19 protein-coding genes and 1 pseudogene are annotated in these 18,913 nt (G+C 39.0%); 4 read left to right on the top strand and 16 right to left on the bottom strand.

Going from position 1 to position 18,913, the window contains the following annotated elements; genetic code table 11:
- Positions 1 to 366: 366 nt before the first annotated feature.
- Together EEI45_RS10070 and EEI45_RS03795 are read left to right on the top strand one after the other, a co-directional pair.
- A pseudogene (locus EEI45_RS10070) lies at positions 367 to 504 on the top strand (Cys-Gln thioester bond-forming surface protein); the annotation flags it as partial.
- Positions 505 to 617: 113 nt separating this feature from the next.
- Complete coding sequence (locus tag EEI45_RS03795; RefSeq protein ID WP_125164908.1) at positions 618 to 875, top strand: tyrosine-type recombinase/integrase; 258 nt, start codon at positions 618 to 620, stop codon at positions 873 to 875.
- Between the two features lie 121 nt (positions 876 to 996).
- On the opposite strand, the gene guaA is transcribed toward EEI45_RS03795, so the two are convergent.
- A complete protein-coding gene (guaA, locus tag EEI45_RS03790) occupies positions 997 to 2,529 on the bottom strand; it encodes a glutamine-hydrolyzing GMP synthase (protein ID WP_125164209.1) in 1,533 nt (510 codons plus the stop codon).
- Entirely contained in the window at positions 2,519 to 3,655 is a 1,137-nt protein-coding gene (guaB, locus tag EEI45_RS03785) for an IMP dehydrogenase (RefSeq protein WP_200542865.1), read from the bottom strand. The genes guaA and guaB overlap by 11 nt, the downstream gene beginning before the upstream one ends.
- An 82-nt stretch (positions 3,656 to 3,737) precedes the next feature.
- Between guaB and EEI45_RS03780 the strand changes: the two genes are divergently transcribed.
- Both EEI45_RS03780 and EEI45_RS03775 read left to right on the top strand, forming a co-directional pair.
- Entirely contained in the window at positions 3,738 to 4,538 is an 801-nt protein-coding gene (locus tag EEI45_RS03780) for a Cof-type HAD-IIB family hydrolase (RefSeq protein WP_228410528.1), read from the top strand.
- Positions 4,539 to 4,693: 155 nt separating this feature from the next.
- Positions 4,694 to 5,632 carry an IS30 family transposase gene (locus EEI45_RS03775; RefSeq protein WP_125163807.1) on the top strand — a complete coding sequence of 313 codons (939 nt, stop codon included), beginning with the start codon at positions 4,694 to 4,696 and terminating at the stop codon, positions 5,630 to 5,632.
- Positions 5,633 to 5,669: 37 nt separating this feature from the next.
- Here EEI45_RS03775 and EEI45_RS03770 read toward each other — a convergent pair whose 3' ends face one another.
- From EEI45_RS03770 to EEI45_RS03705, 14 genes are all read right to left on the bottom strand, one after another.
- Positions 5,670 to 6,344 carry a potassium channel family protein gene (locus EEI45_RS03770; RefSeq protein ID WP_125164206.1) on the bottom strand — a complete coding sequence of 225 codons (675 nt, stop codon included), beginning with the start codon at positions 6,342 to 6,344 and terminating at the stop codon, positions 5,670 to 5,672.
- A 12-nt stretch (positions 6,345 to 6,356) separates the two neighbouring features.
- Entirely contained in the window at positions 6,357 to 7,697 is a 1,341-nt protein-coding gene (locus tag EEI45_RS03765) for a TrkH family potassium uptake protein (RefSeq protein WP_125164205.1), read from the bottom strand.
- Positions 7,694 to 8,092, bottom strand: coding sequence for an ATP synthase F1 subunit epsilon (gene atpC / locus EEI45_RS03760; protein ID WP_125164204.1), 399 nt, complete (start codon positions 8,090 to 8,092; stop codon positions 7,694 to 7,696). Before atpC ends, EEI45_RS03765 begins: the two co-directional genes overlap by 4 nt.
- Positions 8,085 to 9,482 carry a F0F1 ATP synthase subunit beta gene (gene atpD, locus EEI45_RS03755; protein ID WP_125164203.1) on the bottom strand — a complete coding sequence of 466 codons (1,398 nt, stop codon included), beginning with the start codon at positions 9,480 to 9,482 and terminating at the stop codon, positions 8,085 to 8,087. The genes atpC and atpD overlap by 8 nt, the downstream gene beginning before the upstream one ends.
- Positions 9,483 to 10,265: a F0F1 ATP synthase subunit gamma gene (locus EEI45_RS03750; RefSeq protein WP_125164202.1), complete on the bottom strand. Its 783-nt coding sequence runs from the start codon at positions 10,263 to 10,265 to the stop codon at positions 9,483 to 9,485.
- On the bottom strand, positions 10,258 to 11,778 hold the full coding sequence (atpA, locus tag EEI45_RS03745; RefSeq protein WP_125164201.1) for a F0F1 ATP synthase subunit alpha: 1,521 nt from the start codon (positions 11,776 to 11,778) through the stop codon (positions 10,258 to 10,260). Before atpA ends, EEI45_RS03750 begins: the two co-directional genes overlap by 8 nt.
- A complete protein-coding gene (atpH, locus tag EEI45_RS03740; RefSeq protein ID WP_125164200.1) occupies positions 11,771 to 12,310 on the bottom strand; it encodes an ATP synthase F1 subunit delta in 540 nt (179 codons plus the stop codon). The genes atpA and atpH overlap by 8 nt, the downstream gene beginning before the upstream one ends.
- The gene (locus EEI45_RS03735) at positions 12,288 to 12,800 is read right to left on the bottom strand and encodes a F0F1 ATP synthase subunit B family protein (protein ID WP_125164199.1); all 513 of its coding nucleotides are present in this window, start codon (positions 12,798 to 12,800) and stop codon (positions 12,288 to 12,290) included. The genes atpH and EEI45_RS03735 overlap by 23 nt, the downstream gene beginning before the upstream one ends.
- Positions 12,801 to 12,817: 17 nt before the next feature.
- The gene (gene atpE / locus EEI45_RS03730; protein WP_003775506.1) at positions 12,818 to 13,060 is read right to left on the bottom strand and encodes an ATP synthase F0 subunit C; all 243 of its coding nucleotides are present in this window, start codon (positions 13,058 to 13,060) and stop codon (positions 12,818 to 12,820) included.
- A gap of 12 nt (positions 13,061 to 13,072) precedes the next feature.
- Positions 13,073 to 13,747 carry a F0F1 ATP synthase subunit A gene (locus EEI45_RS03725; RefSeq protein ID WP_125164198.1) on the bottom strand — a complete coding sequence of 225 codons (675 nt, stop codon included), beginning with the start codon at positions 13,745 to 13,747 and terminating at the stop codon, positions 13,073 to 13,075.
- Complete coding sequence (locus tag EEI45_RS03720; protein ID WP_125164197.1) at positions 13,734 to 14,084, bottom strand: hypothetical protein; 351 nt, start codon at positions 14,082 to 14,084, stop codon at positions 13,734 to 13,736. The genes EEI45_RS03725 and EEI45_RS03720 overlap by 14 nt, the downstream gene beginning before the upstream one ends.
- 354 nt (positions 14,085 to 14,438) lie before the next feature.
- Positions 14,439 to 16,619, bottom strand: a complete 2,181-nt coding sequence (locus tag EEI45_RS03715) for a Tex family protein (protein ID WP_125164196.1) — start codon at positions 16,617 to 16,619, stop codon at positions 14,439 to 14,441.
- A gap of 60 nt (positions 16,620 to 16,679) precedes the next feature.
- On the bottom strand, positions 16,680 to 17,216 hold the full coding sequence (locus EEI45_RS03710) for a hypothetical protein (protein WP_125164195.1): 537 nt from the start codon (positions 17,214 to 17,216) through the stop codon (positions 16,680 to 16,682).
- A 41-nt stretch (positions 17,217 to 17,257) separates the two neighbouring features.
- On the bottom strand, positions 17,258 to 18,901 hold the full coding sequence (locus EEI45_RS03705; protein ID WP_125164194.1) for a formate--tetrahydrofolate ligase: 1,644 nt from the start codon (positions 18,899 to 18,901) through the stop codon (positions 17,258 to 17,260).
- Between the last annotated feature and the right edge of the window lie 12 nt (positions 18,902 to 18,913).

The following is an 18,913-nucleotide window of genomic DNA, read 5'->3' as shown; positions in this document are numbered from 1 at the left end:
TTTGTAAATGAATAATCCAATTCGTGGAAGTCCGAGTTGTAGGGCTTCTTTTTATCTTCACTAAACCATGAAAGGAAACACTATGAAAAAAAATGAATAGAAAACTCACTACACTACTGATGACTCTCACGCTAACCATCACTGCCTTTCTACAAGCTACCCCATTCACATAACCACTCAACAATCGGGAGTCATATCTACTGGATACTATGAAGCAGCAAATAGCCGTGGTTGGGCAGTCAACGAAAGTCAGGTCATAACTCAAACATTATCTATGTAAATGGTGTTTTTGCCTTCTGTATCGAACCTGAAATATAACGGGGAGATGGTGATGTCTATACCGTTTCTGACTTTACCCATGATGAGCGCGAAACTTTTGCCCGTATAATCTATCATGGATACGATAACACCGCCAAAACTGGCAAAGATTATGTGGTAACCCAAAATGCCTTGTGGGAGTATATCGCCTCCATCCGAAATGACCTTGATATTAATGGTTCATGAAGATTTGAAGTCTTTGACTACCAATCTGAAAAACAGGCAATCTGGAGTAAAGTAAACAGCCATAATGATCATGCCATTTTCAATAATACTACTGTCAAACTCAAAGTAGGCGAATCGATCACATTAACAAACTCCAACGGAGCAATATCACAATCTGGACCGGCTACAATGTTCACAGAATCACAACACATGCATTAAGAGATTCACACGCTTCTCTACTAATAAATCTTGGTGAAAATGCATTAGTAATTAGAAATAGATTAGGACACGCGTCTGTTGATGAAACACTTAATACCTATTCACATCTTTATTCAAATGCGAATCATAAGGTTGCAGACACTCTCACAAATTTATTAAATGAAAACCTCTAAAAAATCATAAAATTCAAACTTTATTCGCTTATATAAGAGTTATAGGTTGCAAAATGGTTGCTACATATCGTATGAAATTAAAAAACGCCCTATTTAATAGGGCGTTTCATAAGGTTTAAAACTATTCCCACTCAATTGTTGCTGGTGGTTTTGAAGTACAATCATAGACGATGCGGTTAATTCCTTGAACCTCATTTACGATACGAACTGAGATTTTTTGGAGAATATCCCATGGGATACGTGCAAAGTCTGCACTCATTCCATCAATTGATGTTGCGGCACGGATTGCAAGTGTGTAATCATAAGTACGTTGATCACCCATGACACCCACACTTCTTAAGTTTGTTAGTACGGTAAAGTATTGCCAGATTTCACGGTCAAGACCGGCTTTCGCAATTTCTTCACGGAGAATGTAATCACTCTCTTGTACAATTTTAATTTTTTCTTCATCGACAGCACCAAGAATACGGATTGCGATTCCAGGTCCTGGGAATGGTTGACGGTGAACGATATGTTCTGGTAAACCAAGAACAAGTCCTAATTTACGCACTTCATCTTTGAAGAGTGTATCAAGTGGCTCAATCAATTTGAAGTCCATATCTTCGGGTAATCCACCAACGTTATGGTGTGACTTAATTGTTTGAGCGGTCTTTGTTCCTGATTCAATAACATCAGTATATAAAGTTCCTTGTGCTAACCATTTCGCATCGCGAAGCTTTTTAGTTTCATCTTCGAATACGTAAATAAATTCGTTACCGATAATTTTACGTTTTTTCTCAGGATCATCAACGCCTGCAAGTTTGTCTAAGAAACGACGTTGTGCATCAACTTTGATTAAATTCATCTTAAAGTGATCTTGGAATACTTCCACTACACTGTCTGCTTCCCCTTTACGGAGTAGACCATGGTCTACAAAGATACATGTGAGTTGATCACCGATTGCATGGTGTAAAAGTGCTGCAACAACAGCAGAGTCAACACCACCTGATAGCGCACAGATAACATGTTCGTTACCTACTTTTTCACGGATGATTGCAGTTTGTTCTTCAACAAAATGCTCCATATCCCATCCTGCTTCAGCTTTACATACGTTGAATACAAAGTTTTCTAACATTTCAATACCGTTTTCAGTATTGCGTACTTCAGTATGGAATTGGATTCCATATTGTTTCTTTTCATCATTCCCCATCATAACGATGTCTGTATTTTCTGACGAAGCATATACGTCAAATCCAGCAGGAACTGCTTTAACTTGATCGCCATGGCTCATCCAAACATTATATGATGCTGGTAATCCTTGAGTAATTGGGTTGTCTTGTTTTACTTCAATCGGTGCTAAGCCGTATTCACGTTTTGAATGTGATTCAACTTTACCACCATTTTGATGTGCCATAAGTTGCATACCATAGCATACACCTAAAATTGGTAATCCAAGTTCAAAAATTTCTTGATCAATGTGATATGCATTATCTGCATACACTGAGTTGGGTCCACCGGATAAAACGATACCTGCGATATCTTTATCTGCGCGGATTTCTTCAGCTGTAATCTCATTATCTAATAATTCACTGTATACGCCTAAATCACGAATACGACGAACAATTAACTGATTATACTGTGACCCAAAGTCTAAAACAATAATCTTATTTGCCATGATAATTTGGTGCCTCCTTCACGTTGTCAACATCGTGAGGGTGACTTTCACGAAGTCCTGCGCCTGTGATTTTCACAAACTGCGCTTTTTGGTGCATTTCTTCAATCGTTCCGCAACCACAGTAACCCATTCCAGAACGTAATCCACCAAGCATTTGATAAATAACATCACGAATTGATCCTTTAAAAGGAACCGTCGCTTCAATACCTTCTGGTACAAGCTTCTTCAATTCAGAAACGCCACCTTGGAAATAACGATCACTTGAACCACGTTGCATCGCACTTAATGATCCCATTCCAACATAACCTTTAACCTTTTTACCAAATACTTCCATTACTTCTCCAGGTGTTTCTTCAGTACCCGCAAGTAACCCACCTAGCATAACACAACTTCCACCGGCTGCAAGTGCCTTTGCAATATCTCCGGATAGTTTAATCCCACCGTCGGCAATAACACCCACACCATATTGGCGTGCTACAGAGTAAACATCGTTTACAGCAGTTAATTGGGGAACCCCAACACCTGCTACAACACGTGTTGTACAGATTGATCCAGGACCAACACCAACTTTAATAACGTTAGCACCCGCATAGATTAGATCTGTTGCTCCCTGTGCAGTAACTATATTACCACCAACAATATCTAATTCTGGGAATTCGGCACGAATCATACGCACAGTGTCAATAACACCTTGTGAGTGTCCATGAGCACTATCAACCGCAACGATATCCACACCTGCTTCAACAAGTGCACGTACACGTTCTAATGATGATTCGCCAACGCCAACTGCAGCACCTACACGTAGGCGTCCTTGTGGGTCGATGTTTGCATCCTCGAATGATGATTCAACTTCAGTTTCTTTAACGGCTTTAATCATTGCCGCTTGCGCTTCAATTGGCATGTTTTTATGCACAAATCCCATACCGCCCAATTTCGCAAGCATGATTGCCATGGCATCTTCAGTAACAGTGTCCATTGCAGCTGAAACAATAGGGATGTTCAGTGTAATTTTATCCGTTAGACGCGTTTGTAATTTAACTTGAGCTGGCACAACTTCTGACTTTGCAGGAACTAAAAGCAAGTCATCGAATGTGTAAGCTTCTTTAATTACTTTACCATTCATCATATTCATCTACCTCCATAAACTTATGGTATATTATACATAAAAGAACGCTAATATGAAAGAGAAATGTGTTAAAATAATGAATATGGAAACTAAAAAAATAAAACTCGCGATTTTTGACATTGATGATACCCTCATCAAACGCGGAAAAGTCAAAATAGAATCAACAGCAGTTCAAGCAATTAACGATCTTAAAGCGAAAGGAATCGAAGTAATGATTGCAACCGGACGTGCTTTTTACTTCATTCATGATGATATCCACGAAACCATTAATCCGGATTACTATGTCACCATTAATGGTGCATGTGTTTATGATCATAATAAGGATGTAATTTTTAATGTGCCAATGGTGCGCAGTGAAGTCAATGCAATCATTGACTACTGCAATCACCACGATATTGGCCTTGCTATGAAAATGCAACATGATATGCGTGTCTACCGTAATCTTGAAATATTTCAAACGGTATATATGCAAGGCAGTGAAAAACAAGACATTCTTGTGGACTACACACACGCGCAGTCAATTGAAGAAGGTGATGAAGTCCCTATGGGTCTCTTTTTAATGGGTGATGAATCCCTTATTGAAGCTTCAAAAGCATTATGTCCGGATGGACATTATGCGAAAGCGTATGCTGATGCCTATGATATTTATTCAAACCGTGCGGGTAAAATCGCGGGAATTGGAATTGTTTTAGATCGTCTCGGTTTAACATGGGATGAGGTGATCGCATTTGGCGATGCCGCCAATGATCTAACCATGCTTGAAATGGCTGCAATTGGGGTTGCCATGGGTAATGCCCCTGAACATGTTAAAGAAGCAGCGGACTATGTCACAACCGATATTTTAGATAACGGTATATATAACGCAATTCATACATTATTTTAAAACGCCGTACCAGGCGTTTCCTAAATTCAAATCTCAACCGCACCACCCAAGGTGCGGTTGTTTTTGTATAATAAAAGGAGCCCACCCGACTATGAACCGCACCCCGAATCTTGGACAAAGATGAGGAGGTGCGGTTCACTAAAAGGAGCTCCCATATGAAGTATAAACAATTAGATAAAAAAATGAAAGACCAAATTGATATTCTATTAAGCATCGGCTACTCTATGCGCAAGGCAGCACGTAAACTCAATATATCTCATTCTACGATTTCTAGATATAAAAATAATGTCTATAAGAAACGAACGATTGATATTCGAGAAAAATATTCCCACTTAATCGAATATCTGCATTCTCACTATGATCCTAAAGTTCATTGGGTAGAAGTATGCTTGAGTAACTATAAACGATATCATCCATATAAACCGTGTGTTTCATCGCAGCAAGTCTATAACTGGATTAATCAAGGTAAACTTGATATAAAACCAAATAGAATGTGCTATAAACGTCGAAAACGTAAAAAGAGAATTAGTGGAATGATGAATCACTTGAGATGGAACTTGGAAGAGAAAACGGTACTTCCAATTAGCCTTAGACCTAAATACATTGAGGAACGTAACGAGATTGGCCATCTCGAAATCGACTCTATAATCGGTAAGAAACATGAATCTGCAGCGATTATATCCATTGTAGACCGCTGCTCAAGAATGACCTGGCTTATTAAAGCAGAATATCGATATGACTATTACACATCAAACTTAATTCGAAAATTTATTGAAGAGAATAATATAACCACGAAATCGATAACAGTAGATAATGGACTTGAATTTAAAACATTAGGAATTACAGCCAAGCGGTTGGGTGTGAAACTATATAAGTGTGATCCATACTGTTCTTTTCAACGTGGAACCAATGAACGAGCGAATGCAATCGTTAGAAGGTTTATACCAAAAGGAAAATCAATGTATGATATAGCGCAACAATATCTTGATGATATTTGCTTCAAAATTAACTCAATGCCGCGAAAAATATTTGACTTCAAAACGGCCTATGAGATAGACTTTAATAAAAGTGAAAGTGGTGCGGTTGAGATTTGATAAAAGAAAGACAATCTTTTAAAAGATTGTCCTTTTCTTATTCATGATGATCTTCAAGATCATTAAAGCGTTGTAGATCTTTTTCTTCTACCAATACAAAGAAGAGATCACCTTCGCGTACTTTGTATGCTGGACTCACAAGAATTTGAAACTCTTGATTATTATCACATTTCATACCAAGAATATTAAAACCGTATTCTTGACGAAGATTTAAGTCGTTAATGCTTTTACCATACCATGATGAGAGTGCATGAATCTCAACAATATTGTATCGATCATCAATGCGCAAGGCATCAATTACACTGTGTTTCGCAATTTCGTTTGCAAGTCTTTTTCCCATTTCAACTTCCGGTAAAACAACACGATCGGCTCCTACTTTTTTAAGAACTTCATAGTAATCCATATTTTTTGTTTTCACAATAACATGTTTACAGCCCAATTTTTTGAGATTTAGGACACCAAGGATTGTGGATTCCAAACGTTCTCCCGATGCAATAATTGCGATATCGGCATTTGCGACATCTGCAGCTTCGAGTTGTTCAAGTTTGGTGAAGTCTGCTTGGACTGCATGCTCCACTAAATTCGCTACTTCTTCAACACGTTCCATTTTCGAATCCATCGCAATAACATCAACTTTATGTCGCGCTAATGTTTTCGCAATCGATGCTCCAAATAATCCAAGCCCTAAGATAGCAACAGTTTTATTTGTCATTATTTCGCTCCTTTATCCGATTAAGACGTTCCCTTCAGGGTAACGAATTAACGGTTCTTTCTTTTCTGCACGGCCACCAAACGAGAGGAAGAATGTTAATAATCCAATTCGCCCAGCAAACATTAATACGATTAATACAATTTTACCAATCACTGTAAGATTTGGTGTGAGGCCCATGGTTAGACCCACAGTTCCAAAACACGAGAATACTTCTACCAATACGTATTCAATACCATAACGCTCAGGTATCGTTTCTGTAATCAGAAGGATGAGTGAAGCAAGTAAGACCATAATAATCCCAGCAAATACAATTAAGAGCGCCTTCTCTACTTTTTCATGAGAGATGGATCGATTCTTAAAATGTGTTTGTTCATCTCTTAATTTAGCACGAACAAAGAGCACAATGGTAGCAACGGTTGTTACTTTAACACCACCACCGGTTGAACCCGCTGAAGCACCAATAAACATTAAGAGAATTGTAACAAAAATACCCACTGACGAAACCGTCGCATAGTTAACATTCGCATAACCTGCCGTACGCGGGGTAATCGCCATAAAGAGATAATTAATAAGTTGCATATGGAATGGTAAATCCGCAAACGTTCCATTGCGACTCTCACTTAACCAAAAGAGTAAAAAACTTACCCCTAATATGGAAAGTGTGGTTATCAGTGTAAGTTTGGTATGCATAAGTAATTGACGATTTCGTCGATACGATAATACATCGCGCCAGACGATAAACCCTAAGCCACCCACGACTATAAGACCACCAATTGTAAGGATTACAAGTGGATTTTGAGTGAACCCTTCCAAACTGTCGCCAAATAAATCAAATCCTGCATTACAAAATGCGGATATACTATGGAAAACAGAGAAATAGATTCCTTTTAATATTCCAAATCTCGGAATAAAATCAATCGCCAAAAGGGATGCTCCAATTGCTTGAATTGTGAGCGAAAAGCGAATGATATAACGAATGAGAAACTGCGCATCCGATAAACTATCCGTATTTATGGCTTCACGAACAATCAGACGTTGACGCAGATTGAGACGTTTTCCTATAAAGACAAAAAACATCACGATAATTGACATGAACCCAAGTCCACCAATTTCAATTAAAGTAATGATCACCGTTTTTCCAAAATAGTTCCAATGTTCTGCGGTATTGAGTGTAACCTGACCTGTCACGCAGACTGCAGATGTCGCCGTAAATAATGCATCCAAAAAATTGGTTGCATGACCGCTTTGACTCGATATTGGCAAAGACAACAAGGTCGCACCAACAAAAATTGTTAGTGCGAAACCAAGTGCAATATATTGAGGAATTGTAAGTTTTTTAAATTTACGTTTCATTTTTTCAACCTCAACCTCGATAATGAACGCATAAGAGCAAGCTGAGCTCGTTTTAAATCAAGTCCATCCTCATACTCTTTCTTTTCATTTAGACGCTTTTCGGCACGAATTCGTGCCTGTTCAGCACGATGGAAATCAATTTCTTCTTCACTTTCAATTGTAGAAACCAAAAGTGTTCCTTGATTGTCTTCAAATGTGAACAACCCTTCCGAAACTGCAAAATTTTCTCTTCCATCTTTCGATTTTGTATACATAATTCCAATTTCAATTGGCAATACGATTGCCATATGTTCTTGGAGCACCGTGCGTTGCCCATCAGAAGTTGGGAGTGTGATGGAATCAATCTCCACACTCCGATATGCTCCTTCTGGTGTAACTATTTTTAGATTAAACATTTTCTTTTGTTACGCCTGCCTTACGGTAAACGTCATCAATTGTAGATGCGAACAAGAATGCTTGTTCTGGTAAGTGATCCACTTCCCCATCTAAAATTGCTTTAAAGCTACGGATTGTGTCAGCAATTGGCACATACGACCCTGAAATTCCTGAGAACGTCTCCGCAACAAAGAATGGTTGGGACAAGAAGTTACGGATTTTACGCGCACGGTTAACCGTCAACTTATCATCTTCACTTAATTCATCCATACCTAAAATTGCAATAATATCTTGTAAATCTTTATAACGTTGTAAGATTTTTTGAACTTCAGTTGCTACGTAAACGTGCTCTGCACCTACAACATCTTCCGATAGTAGATTACTGCTTGATTCAAGTGGATCAACCGCTGGATAAATACCAAGCGCTGCAATATTACGATCCAATACCGTTTTTGCATCTAAGTGCGTAAACGTAATGGCAGCAGCTGGATCCGTAAGGTCATCCGCTGGTACATAAATTGCTTGAATCGATGTAATCGATCCTGATTTTGTCGACGTAATACGTTCTTGTAATTGACCCATTTCAGTTGCAAGAGTTGGTTGGTATCCAACAGCAGAAGGCATACGCCCAAGTAGCGCGGAAACCTCTGATCCTGCTTGAGTAAAACGGAAAATATTATCGATGAAAAGCAGAACATCTTGTTTGTTTTGATCACGGAAATTTTCAGCCATGGTTAAAGCCGACAACGCAACGCGCATCCGGGCTCCAGGTGACTCATTCATTTGACCATAAACAAGAACTGTATTTTCAAGAACTTTCGCATCTTTCATTTCGTGATAGAGGTCATTCCCTTCACGTGTCCGTTCACCAACACCCGCAACAACAGAAAGACCACTGTGTTCAATTGCGATGTTATGAATTAATTCTTGCATTAAAACCGTCTTACCAACACCCGCTCCACCAAAGAGACCAATTTTTCCTCCTTGTGGGTACGGACAAAGTAAGTCAATAACCTTAATACCTGTTTCTAACACAGTATTAGTAGTTTGTTGATCTTTAAAGGGTGGCGCTTCACGGTGAATTTCATGCATTTCAACACCTTCTGTGTTAAATGTTTGTTCATCGATTGGCTCTCCCAGTACATTAAACATTCGGCCTAAAATTTCTTTTCCGACCGGAACTTTGATAGCAAAACCTGTATCCTCAACTTCGAGGCCACGCGATAAGCCATCTGTAGGACCCATAGAAATACAACGCGCTAAATCATTTCCAATGTGTTGTGATACCTCAAGGGTAACATCCATTGATTCATGTTTTACTTTTAATGCATTGTATAGTTTTGGCATGTGCTCTTTATCAAAGCGAACATCCACAACAGGACCGACAATTTGTACGATACGACCTTTCATCTAAGAAACCTCCATTCCAGAAACAATTTCTGATATTTCTTGTGTGATTGCTTCTTGACGCACACGATTGTACTTGCGGCCAAGATCGTCAATCATATCTTGAGCACTATCAGTTGCTTTTTCCATCGCAATCCGACGTGTTGTATGTTCACTAACTTTTGAAGTTAGATATGTATATTTAACGAGACTCATCAATGATTGTTTAATCATCATTTCCGATGCTTCTTCAAAGCTTGGTTCATAGATGACATCATCACGACGACCGCTTGATTTCGTATTCAAGATATGAAGTTTAAAATCAAGGGTCATCGCATTTTCATACTCGGGTATGATTGCGACAATTTGATGTGTAGATACATACGGGTTAATCGTTTTAATAATATCGTGAAGTTCAATACGTTCGCTTGAAACTTCTTGATTAATGATGTTTACACCTCGTGTTTTTAAAAATTCATAAGCTTGGGCACCAAGACTGATAACCATATCCTCCTCACGATAAACTTCTAACAGTTTACGTGCAAGACCTTGGGTATATGCAGAACACAACCCTAAATCTGGCATGACTACAAGGTACAATCGCGGGGTGTCATCAATAATCGCTTCATCAAAATGAATAAATTGTTCAGAAACCTTAGTTACGGCTTCATAATATTCTTTGAACTCACTCATTTGATCACGATAACGTTGTAATTTACTCAAAGAAACAAGTTTCATCGCCTTCGTAATTTTTTGAGTTGAAGAGATTGATTTAATACGTTTTTTTATACCTGAAGTATTAGGCATGATGTGCCGCCTTAAAATCACTTATTTCTTCATCGATAATTGTTTTTAAGTCTTCGATTAATGCATCATCAAGGACATAGTCCTTTTTAATGCGATCAAGCACATCGGTATGTGTTTGAACAAAACGACCATGTAAATGTTTTTCAAACGGTAAAACTTCCTTAACCTCTAATTGGTCAAGATAGCCATATTTATTTAAAAACATACTAATAATCATCAACTCATGTGGTGTCTTTGTAAGTGCACCTTGTTTTAGAAGTTCTGTTAAACGACGACCATGGTCAATCGTTTTTTGAGTTGCTTCATCAATGTCTGAACTAAATTGAGCAAAACTCAATAATTCATGGTACGTTGCAAGTTCTAGTTTTAGTGACGATGCTACATGTTTCATTGCTTTTGTTTGTGCTGCTGAACCTACACGTGAAACAGACATTCCGCTATCTACAGCAGGACGAACCCCACTGTTGAATGCATCTAAGTTTAAGAATAGCTGACCATCCGTAATTGAAATAACGTTTGTAGGAATATAAGCTGAAATATCACCTGCTTGCGTTTCAATAATTGGTAACGCAGTCATTGAACCGCCGCCGTAATTTTCATTAAGCTTTGCAGAACGTTCGAGTAAGCGTGAGTGAAGATAGAAAACATCTCCAGGATACGCTTCACGACCTGCAGGTCTTCTTAAGAGGAGTGAAATGGTTCGATAAGCAACCGCATGTTTGGATAAATCATCATAGACAATAAGAACATCTTCGCCATTATCCATCCAATGCTCTCCAATTGCACATCCTGTATAAGGTGCAAGGTATTGTAGCGGTGCTAATTCACTTGCAGTACTTGAAACAACAACTGTATAATCCAGTGCATCATGTTCTTTAAGTTTTTCAACAACCATTGCAACCGTTGATGCTTTTTGACCAATCGCAACATAGATACATTTCACATTTTGACCTTTTTGATTCAAAATAGCGTTTAAAGCAATACTTGTTTTTCCAGTTTGACGGTCACCAATAATTAACTCACGTTGTCCCTTACCAATTGGAATCATTGAGTCAACGACTTTAATTCCAGTATGAAGTGGTTCGTGTACAGATTTACGCGTCATAACCCCAGGTGCCACACGTTCAATAGGACGGACATCAACCGTTTCAATGGCTCCTTGACCATCAATTGGTTGACCTAAAGCATTAACAACACGTCCTAAAAGTGCATCACCAACACCAACTTCAATAATATGGTTTGTACGGTAAACAACATCGCCCTCTTTTACAAGTTTGTCGTTACCTAAAAGTACAACCCCAACTTGGTTTTCTTCTAAGTTTAGTGCCAAACCAAATACTTCATCATTGAAACGGAGCATCTCACCAGATAGAACTTGATCTAAACCGCGCACAAAGGCAATACCATCACCAACTTTGAAGACTTTACCAACATCTACATTGGCTTCATCAAATTCGATAGTACTAATTTTTTCCTTTAACATCTGTAAGATGTTTTCAGTTTGGTTACTCATTCTCTAATCCTCCCTGGTTTAAGATTCGATCTAATTTACTTTTAATACTTGTGTCATAAATATCATGGTTGACACGTACCACAAGACCCTTAATCAACGAAGCATCAACATTATAGTCAATCTCAAAAACACCTTCATAGCGTAATTTTAAATTGGCCATTAATTGTTCTTTTTCGTTTTCACTTAATACATTTGGACTTGTAACCTCAACAACATTGAGATGCTTACCTTCTTCAAGGAAATCACGATATTCTCGTACAATACGATCAAAATCGCTCATCAACTTCGCATCTTGAATCATCTTGAGAAATTTTACAACTTCCTGAGGAAATGTTTTCCCCAATTCACTCCATACTGGTTCCAACGCATCTTGATCCAAGAACGTTGCCGTCATAATACGATAAAATTCTTCATCGTTTAAAAATTCTTGAAACGTTTGTAATGCGTTATAGAATTCCAAGGGGTTTCTTGTTTCAACACCCACTTGATAAAGTGCCTCTGCGTAGACTTTAGTGCTTATAATCATAAGCATTCATTTCCTTCGCAAGATCATCCATCATATTTAGATTGTTGAGTTCCGCATCTTGTAAAACCTTACGGTTTACATCGACCGCAACTTGCAGCATGTATTGTTGAACTTCTGTATAAAGTTTTTTCTTTTCTAATTCATATTCTTTTTGCAATGCAGCTTCTCGACGATCGATTTCTACTTGAGCAGACGCAATAATATCTTTACGTTTTGCTTCAGCATCGGCCATCATATCGCCTTCAATTTTCTTTAGGCGCTCCATTGCGACAACATACTCATGACGTTGTTCTTCTTTAAGTTTTTTTGATTCTAGCTTAAGTGCTTCTGCTTCTTTTACTTCGCTCTCAATTAATTCCGAACGTTTTTCTAAGTATTCTTGAACAGGTTCGTGTAAATATTTTTTATACATCAAATATATTACGAATGTAGCACCAAGCTGAGCTGCCATCGTCAAGAGATTTGGCATTAACTTTTGTGCAATATCGATAGTCATAGAACCCTCCTAATATCTTACTTAAATACAAAGATTAACAAGAATGAAATTAACATACCATAAATAGCAGCTGTTTCAGCAATACCAGCACCAAGAATTAACATAGCGCGGATTTTACTTTCTGCTTCTGGATTTTTACCTACAGCTTCAACAGCTTTAGCCGCTGCGTAACCTTGTCCAATTGTTGAGAAAATCCCTGTCATAACCGCTAAAGCAGCAGCAATTGCTACTAACCCTCTTCCAACACTAACTGTATCCATTTTAAATCCTCCTTATTCTGAATACTCGACAGCAATTAAAATTGATGTCAATGAAATAAATATAAATGCCTGCAAAAATGCAGAAAACAAATCAAAATACAAATGCAATACTGGGGCTACAATTACACCCATAAAGTTGAATCCACCAATTACTGGAACAAAACTACTTACCCATGCTGTAAACGTAGAGAGTAATGTCATAATGACCGTTCCCGATAATACGTTCCCAAATAAACGTAATGACAAACTAATGAGCGGTGCAACTGTACCGAAAAAGTTTGGAATTACAAACGGGAAGAACGGTTCAAAGAAACCTTTGATGTATCCTTTAACACCATTCGCGTCAATCTTTGCAATTTGGATGAGAACAAACGTTATAATCGCAAGAACGAGTGTAACACTATAGTTACTTGTCGGTGCTTCTAATCCCGTTAAACCCATCATATTTGCTAAGAGAATGTAAATAAATACACTCCCAATGTACGCCGCCATGCGCTTCCCATGTTTTTCACCCATGTTCTGCACAGTAAACGTAGTTATGGTTTGAACATAAAGTACTGCTTTAAGTACCAATCCTTTCGGACGCTCCTCAAGCGTTAAATCTTTAAGCTTTGTACCAATAACATAAATCAAGGCGGAGACAGCAATCGTTAAGATCAAGACTGAATAGAGCTCACTCTGTACCATGCTTATTCTCCTTTGTAAATAATCCCGACATAAATAATATGAGTCGATCGATCAAATACGATGCCGCTAATGCATACGGGTTAATTGCATTAGGAAACATAAATGCAAGTAATAATGGTAACCATAAGATTACAAATACAAATATGATATACCGGATATATTTCCCTACAGTAAATTGATCCTCATCGAGCATAACCGCATAAAATTTTTCTCTGAAAAATCCCAACGTTAAGAGGCATGCCCAGCCAATGAGCCAACCAAGAGTCATTCGCCAATCAAAGAACATTAGAATCATTGCCACAATCGCAATCACACCAACTTGAATTTTCTTTGCCATAAGCACCTCCATAATCTCAAAAAACCCCGTTTTGTTCGCATCCACTTTCTGTAAGAAAAGTTAGACATTCATAACGGGTTATCGACTCCTTCATTCAACACTGTGAATACGGGTAAATCGTAACACATTGAAGGTTTTTTTTCAATGAATAATACACCAGGGTATGTACGACATTTACGAAAGAAAACGCTTCAATTTGCCCATATATAAATAGGATAGGAAAACGACCTTTTCACCAACAAAATTTAACACAAACTTAACAAATCCTTGTTGTTCTTTTATTGTTTTTCAATCATTCTTTCGTCAAACCACAAAAAAAGCCTTCACCTTTACGTAGATGAAGACCATTTTTTCTTATGAATTTAATTGTGACATGGGAATCATTGAAAGTTGAACACGTTGTTTGGCAGCATCCACATCCACAACCCAAACTTTCACAACATCACCAACTGCAACGACATCCGTCGGATGTTTCACAAATTGATTGCTTAGTTTGGAAATATGTACGAGTCCATCTTGCTTTACGCCAATGTCCACAAACGCTCCAAAATCGACAACATTTCGAACAGTACCATTTAGTTCCATCCCTGATTTCAGATCCTCCATCGTTAAAACATCTGAACGTAAAAGTGGACCACTCATCGCATCACGCATATCACGACCAGGGGCGATTAATGCTTTAAGGATGTCGTTAAGTGTCTCTTTTCCTAAATCGTATTTCTCCGATAATGCATTGATTGATAAGGACTCCAAATGTTTTCGTGTCGCTTCCGTACCAAGATCCTTCAGTGCAATGCCTTCATCGCTTAGAAGTTGTTTGGTGATGACATAGGTTTCAGGGTGAATTCCTGTGTTATCTAAAATATTTTTTCCTTTAGGAATGCGAAGGAATCCAATGGCTTGTTCAAATGATTTCGGCCCTAATCGAGGTACCTTTTTGATTTGTGTCCGCGAATCGAAGGAACCATTCTCTTCACGATACGTCACGATGTTTTGCGCAGTTGTTTTAGTGAGTCCTGCAACATGTTCCAATAATTGTGGACTCGCAGTATTGACATCAACACCGACTTGGTTAACGGCCGTTTCAACCACAAAATCCAGCTGATTTGATAAGTTTTTCTGACTTACATCATGTTGATATTGTCCAACTCCGACAGATTTTGGATCGATTTTAACCAACTCCGCTAAGGGGTCTTGTATTCGGCGTGCAATACTTACCGCCGAACGTTGTTCAACCTGTAAATCCGGAAATTCTTTGCGTGCAATATCACTTGCTGAATACACCGATGCACCCGCTTCGTTCACGATGAGGTAGAAGGTTTTTGTCGTTACTTTTTTAAGGTTTTCAGCTACGAACACTTCCGATTCTCGACTTGCTGTACCATTTCCAATCGCCACCATATCAACATGATATTTCTCAATTAAATCGATAAAAAGCTGAGCCGCTTCACGTTGCTTATGGGCAGGTGCGGGATTGTGTGGATAAATGACATCAATCGCTAAGAGTTTCCCCGTTTCATCTACAATAGCGAGCTTGCATCCGGTACGATATGCAGGATCAAATCCCATGACAGTACGACCTTTTAACGGTGCTTGCAGCAGTAGATTTCGTAAGTTTTCTCCAAAAATAGATATGGCTTGTTTATCCGCTTCCTCCGTCAACATATTCCGAACTTCGCGCTCAATCGCTGGTTTAATAAATCGTTTATAACTGTCCTCATAAGCCGCTCTAACCCTGTGAACCGTTGGAGAATCCGTCTTGTTTCCAATGATTTGATGATCCAAATAACGCATTATTTTTGTTTCGTCGACAACGATATCGACCTTTATAACACCCTCTTTTTCAGCTCGATTAACTGCTAAAACCCGATGCGATGCAGCATTTTTAACGGGTTGGGTAAACGCGTAATACATCTCATAAACATGACGTTCATCTTTGGTGTCATCCTTTAGGACTGTCGATAAAACACCTGTATTTATTGTATATTCTCGAATCCACTCTCTAAATGCTGGCTCATCCCCGACGCGTTCCGCAATAATTTCATGAACCCCTTGGTAAACATCTTCCAACGTAATTAAGTCAAATTCAGCATTTAAATAGGCCGTTCCCTGAGCTTCATCATTAAAATCACGTGGACAGGAGAAAACATCATCCGCGAGTGGTTCCAGACCTTTTTCCTTCGCAATCGTTGCTTTTGTGCGGCGTTTTTGCTTATAAGGACGATACAAATCTTCAACTTTTTGAAGTACGGTTGCGTTCCCAATCTCCAGCGCCAAAGAATCCGTTAACTTTCCTTGCTCATCAATAAGACGGAGCACTTCTTCTTTACGCGTTTCTAACGTTTCTAGATAGTGATGACGTTCTTCAATTTCTCGAATTTGGACTTCATCCAACGTCCCCGTAACCTCTTTACGATAACGAGCAATAAAGGGCACGGTATTTCCGTCTTCCAATAATTTTAAAACCGCATCAATTTGATGCGGACTGTACGCTTTAAGTTCTTGCTTGAGTAAATCAACTATATTTTTTTCCATTAAATTTCCTCACTTCTTCTCTTATTTTAACACACCTTTAAATAAATAAAAAAGCGTGCATCACGCTTTTGAAAATTCAGCTAATAAGCCTTCATATACGACCTCAAATGCCTCGACCTTTGTGAAATCATAAGGATGAACAAGATAAGCAGGTGTTTCCCAGAAAACAAGATTCGCTTGTTCCATAACCTCTGCAACAAACTCGGAGCAATAATATCCGTTCTCACGGGCTATGCGTCGATTAAACGCCGCACCAACAAGCCCCACAAAATTATAATGGTAATCATCCATATTTTCGACAAACACGCCGACATTCGCCTTTAATTGTGCATACGTCTCCAATTCAACATCCAGCTTTAAGACCAAACAACGGGTATTCTTAAAACGCTTAAACGTTCCTTCATAGAAACTTTCCTTCACAAAGCCGCCCCAAAACGGATTGTGCGGTTGTTTACGCCCAAAACTGTATAGTGTATGTAACGACGCATCAAAGGATATAGAGACATGATTATAAGGTGCTCCCGTAACCATTTTAATAACGCGCGTTAAAAGACTCCCCGTATCACTTAATACGATATAAACTTCTTTATGTTCCACAACTCACCTCAAATATTAATGAAGATATTATAGCACAACTTCTAACGCAATCCAGTCACCTTACCATCGATATAATCCATATCGACTGCATTTGGGTGTTTCGGCAACCCTGGCATTGTTAGAATATTCCCTAATAAAACGACGACAAATCCAGCCCCAGCAGCAAGGCGAACATCGCGTACATGTACCGAAAAATTTGCGGGTGCATTGAGTTTTTTTGGATCATCGCTAAATGATGTTTGTGTCTTCGCAATGCAAACTGGAAGACCATCAGGGTATTGTGATTCGATATCCTTAAGCTTCTCAAGGGCACTCTCAGAATATGAAACTGAATCAGCTCGATAGATTCTATGCGCTATCGTTTCAATCTCTTGTCTTAGATTTTGCGTTAGCGGATATAAAGGCTTGAAATTAGAAGGACGTTGACACATTTCAATAACAGCACGCCCCAATGCTTCACCGCCTTCTCCCCCTCTGGCAAACACGTTGGTTAAGACAACCTCACAACCCAGTTCATGTCCCAAGTGTTTTAAATAATTGATTTCCTCTTGCGTGTCTGTTTCAAATTGATTAATCGCAATCATCACGTTATCTGAAAACTGCTTTAGATTTTCGTAATGTTGAATTAGGTTTTTTGATCCTTCCATTAATGCAGCGATGTTTTCGTCTTCCAATTCCGAAAGGGGAACACCACCATTATATTTAAGTGCTCGAATCGTTGCGACTAAAACCGTCGCATCCGGGACGAGATTGGCACCGCGACATTTTATGTCATAAAACTTTTCTGCACCAAGATCAGCCCCAAAACCGGCTTCTGTGACAACATAGTCGCTTACTTTGAGAGCCATTCGTGTCGCAATAACCGAATTACATCCATGAGCAATATTCGCAAACGGACCACCATGAATCAGCGCTGGTGTATTTTCGGTTGTTTGAACTAAATTGGGTTTGATTGCATCTTTTAGAAGCAAGGCCATGGCCCCCACCGCATCAAAATCTTGTGCTGTCAGCATCTCACCTTCAAATGTATACCCTACTACAATACGGCTTAAGCGTTGCTTCAAGTCATCCATATCTTCCGCAAGACACAAGATAACCATAATTTCCGATGCGACCGTAATATCAAATGACGTCGCATGTGAGACACGCTTACCAACAATTTCCAGTTCCCGAAGAGAGCGATCATTCATATCCATCACCCGATGCCATACAAGTCGCTCAGGATCAATACCCATCTCATTCCCATGATAGATATGGTTATCGATTAATGCTGCAAGAAGATTGTGTGCCGAGGTAATCGCATGAAAATCTCCCGTAAAATGAAGATTGATATCATCCATCGGTACAACTTGAGCATAACCCCCTCCGGTAGCACCACCCTTCATACCAAAACACGGACCCAAAGAAGGTTCACGGAGGGCACTGACAGCAGATACACCCAAACGGTTCAAAGCCATCGAGAGACCGATATTTACCGTCGTCTTCCCCTCGCCTGCCGGCGTCGGATTAATCGCAGTTACAAGAATCAACTTTCCCTGTTCAGGTCGTTTCATAATTTCCAATGAAAGTTTGGCCTTGCTGTTACCATAAGGTTCAATAAGATTGGCAGAAATTCCCAATTTATCCGCAATCGATTGCACCGGTAATATTTTTGTTGCTTCAGAGATCTCTACATCTGTTTTCATAACATTCCTCCT

It is taken from the genome of Erysipelothrix piscisicarius, from assembly GCF_003931795.1.
GTDB classification, from domain to species: Bacteria; Bacillota_I; Bacilli_A; order Erysipelotrichales; family Erysipelotrichaceae; genus Erysipelothrix; species Erysipelothrix piscisicarius.
The sequence above is the reverse complement of the archived record's forward strand: the minus strand, read 5'-3'. Positions and strand labels throughout refer to the sequence as shown.

Bases quoted from the DNA above. Each gene is read 5' to 3' on its own strand.
- guaA (WP_125164209.1), bottom strand. From the start codon at position 2,529: ATGGCAAATAAGATTATTGTTTTAGACTTTGGGTCACAGTATAATCAG.
- guaB (WP_200542865.1), bottom strand. From the start codon at position 3,655: ATGATGAATGGTAAAGTAATTAAAGAAGCTTACACATTCGATGACTTG.
- EEI45_RS03780 (WP_228410528.1), top strand. From the start codon at position 3,738: ATGGAAACTAAAAAAATAAAACTCGCGATTTTTGACATTGATGATACC.
- EEI45_RS03775 (WP_125163807.1), top strand. From the start codon at position 4,694: ATGAAGTATAAACAATTAGATAAAAAAATGAAAGACCAAATTGATATT.
- EEI45_RS03770 (WP_125164206.1), bottom strand. From the start codon at position 6,344: ATGACAAATAAAACTGTTGCTATCTTAGGGCTTGGATTATTTGGAGCA.
- EEI45_RS03765 (WP_125164205.1), bottom strand. From the start codon at position 7,697: ATGAAACGTAAATTTAAAAAACTTACAATTCCTCAATATATTGCACTT.
- atpC (WP_125164204.1), bottom strand. From the start codon at position 8,092: ATGTTTAATCTAAAAATAGTTACACCAGAAGGAGCATATCGGAGTGTG.
- atpD (WP_125164203.1), bottom strand. From the start codon at position 9,482: ATGAAAGGTCGTATCGTACAAATTGTCGGTCCTGTTGTGGATGTTCGC.
- EEI45_RS03750 (WP_125164202.1), bottom strand. From the start codon at position 10,265: ATGCCTAATACTTCAGGTATAAAAAAACGTATTAAATCAATCTCTTCA.
- atpA (WP_125164201.1), bottom strand. From the start codon at position 11,778: ATGAGTAACCAAACTGAAAACATCTTACAGATGTTAAAGGAAAAAATT.
- atpH (WP_125164200.1), bottom strand. From the start codon at position 12,310: ATGCTTATGATTATAAGCACTAAAGTCTACGCAGAGGCACTTTATCAA.
- EEI45_RS03735 (WP_125164199.1), bottom strand. From the start codon at position 12,800: ATGACTATCGATATTGCACAAAAGTTAATGCCAAATCTCTTGACGATG.
- atpE (WP_003775506.1), bottom strand. From the start codon at position 13,060: ATGGATACAGTTAGTGTTGGAAGAGGGTTAGTAGCAATTGCTGCTGCT.
- EEI45_RS03725 (WP_125164198.1), bottom strand. From the start codon at position 13,747: ATGGTACAGAGTGAGCTCTATTCAGTCTTGATCTTAACGATTGCTGTC.
- EEI45_RS03720 (WP_125164197.1), bottom strand. From the start codon at position 14,084: ATGGCAAAGAAAATTCAAGTTGGTGTGATTGCGATTGTGGCAATGATT.
- EEI45_RS03715 (WP_125164196.1), bottom strand. From the start codon at position 16,619: ATGGAAAAAAATATAGTTGATTTACTCAAGCAAGAACTTAAAGCGTAC.
- EEI45_RS03705 (WP_125164194.1), bottom strand. From the start codon at position 18,901: ATGAAAACAGATGTAGAGATCTCTGAAGCAACAAAAATATTACCGGTG.